The organism is Lentzea kristufekii, assembly GCF_033949925.1.
In the GTDB taxonomy this organism is placed as follows: domain Bacteria; phylum Actinomycetota; class Actinomycetes; order Mycobacteriales; family Pseudonocardiaceae; genus Lentzea; species Lentzea kristufekii.
Genome location: NZ_JAXAVV010000060.1, coordinates 1 through 7,740 on the forward strand (window position 1 = coordinate 1; position 7,740 = coordinate 7,740).

Below are 7,740 nucleotides of genomic sequence, written 5' to 3' on the forward strand. Positions count from 1 at the left end.
AAAGGGGTTGCTGGACCGTTCCGTCCGGTGAGTCGCGCCACTGGTCGAAAGGGCGGTCCAGCCTCCACCCCGCGCCGTCGTGGTCAAGCACGCGGTTCTCGCACGTGTCCGGATTGGACAGTGACTCGAACAGCTCGATGCTCCAGTCGAAGAGCCTGCGGCACAGCAACCTGATCGTCAGGCCGTGCGACACGACCAGCACCGTCTTGGGATGCTCCTCGTCCTTGTGCATCCGGACTTCCAGGCCGTCGAGGAACGCAGCCACCCGGTCGTCCACGTCCGCGCCGGACTCGCCGTTGGGCAGCCGGAAGAAGAAGTGGCCGAACGCGTGCCGCTGGTGCTTGAGCACCTCCTGCTGCACCGGGTCCTGGAGGTTGCCCCAGTCCTGCTCGCGCACCCGCGGCTCGGTGACGATCCGCTCCGCCTCGATGCCGAGCAGGTCGAACGTCCGCTTCGTCCTCGTGTACGGGGAGACGTAGGCCGCGACCGGGTTGTCGCCGATCAGGGCCTTGATCGTCGGACCGGCCGCGCGCGCCTGGTCCTCGCCGGTCGCGGTGAGCGGGAGGGCGTGGTCGGGGATGCGGCAGTAGGCGAGCTCGTCGACGTTGCCGAGGCTCTGTCCGTGGCGCAGCAGGATGATCCGCACCCCACCATCGTGCCTCAGCTCCGCGGGTGGTCCGGGCGTTACAGTGCTCGGCGAGTCGAGGAGGATGGTGTCACATGATCAAGTACATCGCGCTGTACAAGAAGCCCGCCGACCCCGAGGGCTTCGACCAGAAGTACTTCGAGTCGCACCTGCCGATCGTGAACTCGGTTCCCGGCCTGGTCCGCGCCGAGGTCGCCAAGGTGCAGCAGGTGTTCCTGTCGGGCTTCCTCGGTGAGAACGAGCCGCACCTGATCGCGGAGATGTACTTCGAGTCCGAGGAGTCGTTCAAGGCCGTCCTGCAGTCGCCGGAGTGGGCCACCTCGGGCGCCAACCTGGCCGAGATCGGCGGCATGGAGCTCGTCGCCATGTTCAGCGCCGAGGTGGTTTCGTGAAGGCCGTCGTCATCGGTGGCGGCACGATGGGCGCGGGCATCGCGCACCTCCTGCTCGCGAACGGCCACGAGGTCACGCTGTCGGAGGCCGACGCCGAACGCGCCGAGCAGGGCAGGCAGGCGGTCAGGCGCTCGCTCGGCAAGGCGCAGGAGAAGGGCATGCTCTCCGACGCGGAGACGGTGTTCGCGAACCTGAGCACGGGGGAGCTGCCCGCGGACGCGGAACTGGTCGTCGAGGCCGTGCCGGAGAACGTGCCGCTGAAGCAGAAGGTCCTGGGGTTCGCGGCCGAGAAGTGCCCGCAGGCGGTTCTCGCCTCCAACACGTCGTCGCTGTCGATCTCCGACATCGCCGCCGGTCTGCCCGGCGAACGCGTGCTGGGCATGCACTTCTTCAACCCCGTCCCGGTCCAGCAGCTCGTCGAGCTCGTCCACCACGAGGGCGTCGACCCCGCGAACGTGGCCAAGGCGCGGACCTGGGCCGAACAGATGGGCAAGACCGTCATCGAGGTGCGCGACTCACCGGGGTTCGCCACCTCACGACTGGGCGTCGCCGTGGGCATGGAAGCAATTCGCATGCTGGAAGAGGGCGTCGCCTCCGCCGCGGACATCGACACCGGCATGAAGCTCGGCTACCGCTGGCCGATGGGCCCGCTGGAGCTCACCGACCTGGTCGGACTCGACGTGCGGCTGGCGATCGCCGAGCACCTCGCGGCCGAGCTCGGGCCGCGGTTCGACCCGCCGCGGCTGTTGCGGGACAAGGTCGCCCGCGGCGAGCTGGGGAAGAAGACGGGCCAGGGCTTCTTTTCCTGGTAGATAGGTGTGCGTGCACATCCGTGAGTTCACCGAGGACGACCGCGACGCCGTGTTCCGGCTCCGCAGGGTCGCGTTCAACGGGACGAAGCCGTCGGGGCCGCTGCTCAGGCCGGGTTCGCACGGTCTGCTCGCCGAGATCGACGGACGAGTCGCGGGTGTGCTCGGCATCGGCTCCTACGCGCAGTTCTACGGCGGCGCCGCGGTTCCCATGGGCGGGATCGGCGGCGTCGCCGTCGACGGGGCCTACCGCGGCCGCGGGATCGCGAACGCGCTGCTCGACGCCGCGCTGATCACGATGCGGGAGCACGGCCAGCCGCTCTCGGTGCTCTACGCGACCGTGCCGACCCTGTACCGGCGCCGCGGCTGGGAACGCACCGGCGTCCTCGAGTGGGTCGAGCTGCCGATGGACAGGCTGCTCACCGTTGCGAAGCCCGCCGAGCCGATCCCGTCGCGCCCGGCGGAGCAGAGCGACCTGCCCGCCCTGCACGAGTGCTACCTGGAGGTGGCGCGGACGATCGACGGCATGGCCGACCGCAGGCCACCGCGCATGGACGTCGACAAGGTCCTGGAGATGGACCTGGTGACGGTGCTGCCCGGCCCGAACGGCCTGCGCGGCTACCTGACGGCCACTCGCGAGCCCGGCGGCGACATGGGCCGGCTCAAGGTCCACGACCTCATCGGCGTCGACGTCGACGCCCAGCTCACCCTCCTGGCCTCCCTCGCGTCCTGGGCGGGCACGCTCGAGGCCGTCGACCTGCGGATCACCGACCCGGCGACGCTCAACTTCCTGGGCGGCACGCCGTTGCGCTACTCGGTGTCGACCTCGACCTGGATGCAGCGCGTCGTCGACCTGCCCGCCGCCGTCGCCGCCAGAGGCTGGCCGCGCCTCGCGAACGCCGCCGTGGACCTGGAGGTCGTCGACGACCACGCGCCGTGGCACGCGGGTCTCCAGCGCGTCGTCGTCGAGGACGGCTCGGTGCGCGTCGAACCCGGCGGCACCGGCGCGGTGCGGTTGCACGCGCGGGCGTTGGGACCGTGGTTCTCCGGCGCGCAGAACACGCATGCCCTGCGGCGCGCGGGTTTGCTGGAGGGCGACCCGGCCGACGCGGTGGTGCTCGACCAGCTCACCGGCGCGTCCGGCATCCCCCGGCTCGCGGACTTCTTCTGACGACCGGCCGTTCGCAACGGGATTCTCACCTGTCCTTCGGTCACAATGGACGCGTGGCGGGGGACCAGGACGAGGTCAGGCATGCCTACGGCGACAACATGGGTTGGCGCCTGAAGGGCTACGCGAAGCACCGCAGCGGGTCACCGGTCAGCGAGCGGGAGATCTCGCGAGCCCAGTTCCTGGCGATCAGACCGTTCTTCGACGCCGAGGACAACCCGTGGCTGGTGGACCTCCACGAGGTGCTCCCCCCGATCCGCCCGTGCATCGAGCACGTGCTCGGCCCGCTGGACCCCGACCAGGACTACTACGTCACCGGCCACCCGCTGGACTGGGACAAGGACCCGGTGCAGGTCGCGCGGGACCTGCTCGACGTCAAGTACCCGCTCGCGAGGGCGGCGTTCCTCGGCGGCAGCGTGGCGGCGGGCACCTACACGGCGAACTCCGACCTGGACATGGTCGTGATCGTCGACGACCTGCCCGGCGCGTTCCGCGAGACGCTGCGGTACCGCGGCTGGCCGGTCGAGCTGTTCTGTCACACGATCGAGTCGTTCCAGGACTTCGTGGCCCGGGACACCGAGGGCCGGCGGCCTCCGTTGCTGAACATGTGCGCCGAGGGGTTTCTCATGCTCGACGCCGACGGCACTGGTCAGCGCATGAGGTCCGAGGCACGCGTCCTGCTCGACGCGGGACCTCCTCCCGCGACGGTCACCGAACTGGAAGACCGTCGCTACGGCACCACGGACCTGCTCGAAGACCTGATCGGCGCACGGGACGAGGACGAGCGTCTGTTCGTCGCGGCCCGGCTGCTGAGCTGCGCGGGAGAGCTCGCGCTGGTCATGCAGAACCGGTGGCTCGGGCACGGCAAGTGGCTGCTGCGCCGGCTGCGCGACGCCAAGGAGGACGAGCTCGTGGACGCCTACCGGGCGTTGGTGCGGGGCGAGGGCGCCGAGCGGTTCATCGCCGTCGTGGAGGCCGTGCTGGTGTCCGCGGGCGGCCGGCTGGACGCCGGTTACCGCCGCGCGGCGCCGCCCCGATGACCGGCACTACCCTCTCCGTTCGTGCTGCTCATCGTCCTGGAGCTGATCGGTCTCGCGGTGTTCGCCGCCTCCGGAGCGGTGGCCGCGGTCCGCGCTCGCCTCGACGTGTTCGGCGTGATCATCCTGGCGCTCACCACGGCGCTGGGCGGCGGCATCATCCGTGACGTCCTGCTCGGCGTGCACCCGCCGACGAGCCTGCGGAACTGGTCGTACCTGCTGGTCGCGGGCGGTACGGGCCTGATCGTCTTCTGGTTCCACCCGCACGTCGCCAAGCTCCGCCGCAGCGTGCTGCTGCTCGACGCCGTGGGCCTCGGCCTGTTCGTCACGTCCGGCACCTCGACGGCGTTGGCTCTCGGTGCGACCCCCTACGCGGCGTGCCTCATCGGCATGACGACGGGCATCGGCGGTGGCGCGGTTCGTGACGTGCTGCTGCGTGAGATCCCTCTGGTCCTCAAGAGAGAGATCTACGCCGTGGCAGCGCTGTGCGGCGCGGTCGTCGTGGCACTGGGCGAATGGGCGGGGCTGCCGAAAGGCCTCGTCTCGCTGACCGGTGCGTCACTGATCATCACCATCAGGCTGATCGCGCTCTGGCGGAAGTGGAACGCACCGGTCGCGAGGGGCTTGGAGGGCTAGCAAGAACTAACGCAGTACTCACACCTGCAGTTAGGGCCCTTCTCAGGCACTTCTCAGATCCCTCGGCAAGACTGCCCCCATGCGCATCCTCGTTGTCGATGACGATCGGGCGGTCCGGGAGTCACTCCGCCGCTCGCTCCAGTTCAACGGCTACCAGGTCGAGACTGCCGGAGACGGCATGCAGGCCCTGGAGTCGGTGACCGCCGCCAGGCCGGACGCGATGGTGCTCGACGTGATGATGCCCCGCCTCGACGGCCTCGAGGTGTGCCGCAGGCTGCGCAGCACCGGCGACGACCTGCCGATCCTCGTGCTGACCGCACGGGACGCCGTGAGCGACCGGGTGTCCGGTCTGGACGCCGGCGCCGACGACTACCTGCCCAAGCCGTTCGCGCTGGAGGAGTTGCTGGCCCGGTTGCGCGCGCTGCTGCGCAGGGCCGCCCACGACGACGACGCGGCCAAGCAGTCCGCCGCCGTGTTGAAGTTCGCCGACCTGGAGCTGGACCCGTCCACCAGGGACGTCCGTCGCGGCGAGCGTCCGATCAGCCTCACCCGCACCGAGTTCGCGCTGCTCGAGCTCCTGCTGGCGCACCCGCGCCAGGTGCTCACCCGCAGCCGCATCCTGGAGGACGTGTGGGGATACGACTTCCCGACATCGGGCAACGCTCTCGAGGTCTACGTGGGGTACCTGCGCCGCAAGACGGAGCTGGAGGGCGAGCCGAGACTGATCCACACGGTGCGCGGGGTGGGCTACGTCCTGCGGGAGACCCCTCCGTGATCGTTGAACCACAGGGACGCCTGCAACGGGCGTCGTTGCGGGCACGGGTCACCTGGCTCGCGGCGTTCTGCGTGGCCGGAGCCGTCGCGTTGGTGTCTCTCGGTGCGTACATGGTCGTCCGCAAGAGCACGTACGACGCCCTCGACGACGGTCTGCGCCAGCGGGCCGCCACGGTGGCGAACGGCACGAAGGTCACCACGCCGGACGAGGTCGCGAACTACCCGGCGGCGTTCCTCGCGGCGGGCGACGTGAAGATGGGCGTGCTGCTGGCGGACCCCGGGAAGATCATCTACCCGAAGGACTCCACCCCGCCGCCCAGCGTCCAGGAGGCCTGGGACGTCGCGGACGGCGACCGGCCCGAGGTCATCTGGACCGACCACAAGACCGAGACGCGGGTCATCGCCGTCGCGTACCAGCCCGGCCAGGCGATCATCATCGCCCAGTCGATGGTGCCGCAGCGGACGACGCTCGCGAAGCTCAGCGTGGTCCTGCTGCTCATCGGCGGCGCCGGCGTGCTGCTCGCGGCCATCGCGGGCACGGCCGTCGCACGCACGAGTCTGCGGCCCGTGCAGCGGCTCACCGAAGCCACCGAACGCGTCACGAACACGGGTGACCTGACCCCGATCCCGGTCGCGGGTGACGACGAGCTGGCGCGGTTGACGCACAGCTTCAACGCCATGCTCGGCGCCGTTGCCGAGTCGCAGGAACGGCAACGCCGCCTGGTCGCCGACGCGGGCCACGAGCTGCGCACGCCGCTGACGTCCATGCGCACGAACCTGGAGCTGCTGCTCGCCTCGGAACGCCCGGACGCCCCGACGTTGTCGCAGGAGGACAAGACGGAGATCCAGGCGGACGTGCGCGCCCAGATCGACGAGCTGACCACGCTCATCGGCGACCTGGTCGAACTGGCCCGCGAGGACGCGCCGCAGGTCATCCACGAACCGGTCGACCTGCACGAGGTGGTGGAACGGTCGCTGGACCGCGCGCGCCGCCGCGCCTCGAACGTCACGTTCGACGTGCAGCTGCAACCGTGGACACTTCTGGGTGATTCCAGCGCTCTGGAGAGGGCGGTGCTGAACCTCCTCGACAACGCGGTGAAGTTCAGTCCCGCGGGCTCGGCGGTGCGGCTGAACCTCCGTCAGGTGGGCGACGGCAGCGCCGTGGTGGAGGTGGCCGACGCGGGCCCCGGCATCGCGGACGCCGATCTACCTCACGTTTTCGAGCGGTTCTACCGTTCGACCGAGGCGCGGACCCTGCCGGGTTCCGGTCTCGGACTCGCCATCGTCAAACAGGTGGCGCAACGGCACGGCGGCACGGCCATGGCGGGCAGAGCCCCCGAGGGTGGAGCCCTGTTCACGTTGCGCCTACCCGGACGTCCGTAAGGTGGGGCGTGTGAGTCATCGCGTGAACGACGATTCTTCGTCGACCTGGGAGACGACCCCTCCCTCCGGAGACGGCCCCGAACCCACGTCGCGTTTCTCGACGTCCGGTTCGTCCGCTTCGTCGTACGAGGACCGCTCGTCGCGTTCCTCCGCCTACGAGGACGACCCGGCGCCCAGGTTTCACAAGAAGAAGCCGAAGAAGAAGCAGCCGTTCTGGAAAGAGCTGCTGGTCATCTTCAGCGTCGCGCTGCTGCTGACCGTCGTCATCCAGACGTTCGTCGCGCGCGTGTTCGTCATCCCGTCGGCCTCGATGGAGACGACGCTGCACGGCTGCACGGGCTGCGTGAACGACAAGGTGCTGGTCGAGAAGATCACGTACCTGTTCAACGACCCGCGCCCCGGTGACGTCATCGTCTTCCGCGGCCCGCCGAACTGGACCGGTGGCAAGCAGCCCCCCAACTTCGTGGTCGGCACCCTGCAGGACCTCGGCTCGATGGTGAACCTCTCCGAGCCCAGCGGCACGGACTTCATCAAGCGCGTCATCGCCGTCGGCGGCCAGACCGTCGAGTGCTGCGACGAAGAGGGCCGCGTCATGGTCGACGGCAAGCCGCTGGACGAGCCGTACCTGAACTTCGGTGGCGGTCCCCGCCAGCAGGACTCGTTCGAGAAGGTCACCGTCCCCGCGGGCAAGCTGTGGGTGATGGGCGACAACCGCAACAACTCGTCGGACTCGCGCAAGCACGGCGACCCGACGCCGGCCGACGGCGCGATCCCGATCGACAACGTGGTGGGCAAGGCCCGCGTGATCGTGATTCCCGTCGGGCGCTGGGGTTCGATCTCCGACTACAACCCGCAGACCGGCGGGAACTAGCACGCGAAAGGGGCGAGGTGCCGG

Annotated in this window: 9 protein-coding genes; 8 read left to right on the plus strand and 1 reads right to left on the minus strand. The window is 69.7% G+C overall.

The annotated features are described in order from the left end of the window. On the minus strand, positions 1-646 hold a 646-nt coding region (locus SK571_RS45825; protein WP_319990376.1), incomplete at its 3' end, for a histidine phosphatase family protein. A gap of 74 nt (positions 647-720) precedes the next feature. Between SK571_RS45825 and SK571_RS45830 the strand changes: the two genes are divergently transcribed. The 8 genes from SK571_RS45830 to lepB all read left to right on the plus strand — a co-directional run bounded on the left by SK571_RS45830 (position 721) and on the right by lepB (position 7,716). Beyond that, positions 721-1,038 (plus strand): EthD family reductase, encoded by a 318-nt coding sequence (locus SK571_RS45830; protein ID WP_319990377.1) that lies wholly within the window; start codon positions 721-723, stop codon positions 1,036-1,038. Continuing rightward, a complete protein-coding gene (locus SK571_RS45835; protein ID WP_319990378.1) occupies positions 1,035-1,850 on the plus strand; it encodes a 3-hydroxyacyl-CoA dehydrogenase family protein in 816 nt (271 codons plus the stop codon). The genes SK571_RS45830 and SK571_RS45835 overlap by 4 nt, the downstream gene beginning before the upstream one ends. 10 nt (positions 1,851-1,860) lie before the next feature. Further along, the gene (locus SK571_RS45840) at positions 1,861-3,018 is read left to right on the plus strand and encodes a GNAT family N-acetyltransferase (protein WP_319990379.1); all 1,158 of its coding nucleotides are present in this window, start codon (positions 1,861-1,863) and stop codon (positions 3,016-3,018) included. Between the two features lie 53 nt (positions 3,019-3,071). Next, the gene (locus SK571_RS45845; protein ID WP_319990380.1) at positions 3,072-4,055 is read left to right on the plus strand and encodes a nucleotidyltransferase domain-containing protein; all 984 of its coding nucleotides are present in this window, start codon (positions 3,072-3,074) and stop codon (positions 4,053-4,055) included. A gap of 21 nt (positions 4,056-4,076) precedes the next feature. After that, positions 4,077-4,688, plus strand: coding sequence for a trimeric intracellular cation channel family protein (locus tag SK571_RS45850; protein ID WP_319990381.1), 612 nt, complete (start codon positions 4,077-4,079; stop codon positions 4,686-4,688). Between the two features lie 79 nt (positions 4,689-4,767). Then, complete coding sequence (locus SK571_RS45855) at positions 4,768-5,463, plus strand: response regulator transcription factor (protein WP_090065467.1); 696 nt, start codon at positions 4,768-4,770, stop codon at positions 5,461-5,463. Further along, a complete protein-coding gene (locus SK571_RS45860; RefSeq protein ID WP_406602118.1) occupies positions 5,460-6,845 on the plus strand; it encodes a sensor histidine kinase in 1,386 nt (461 codons plus the stop codon). Before SK571_RS45855 ends, SK571_RS45860 begins: the two co-directional genes overlap by 4 nt. A gap of 10 nt (positions 6,846-6,855) precedes the next feature. Next, positions 6,856-7,716 carry a signal peptidase I gene (gene lepB, locus SK571_RS45865; protein ID WP_319990382.1) on the plus strand — a complete coding sequence of 287 codons (861 nt, stop codon included), beginning with the start codon at positions 6,856-6,858 and terminating at the stop codon, positions 7,714-7,716. Positions 7,717-7,740 lie beyond the last annotated feature (24 nt).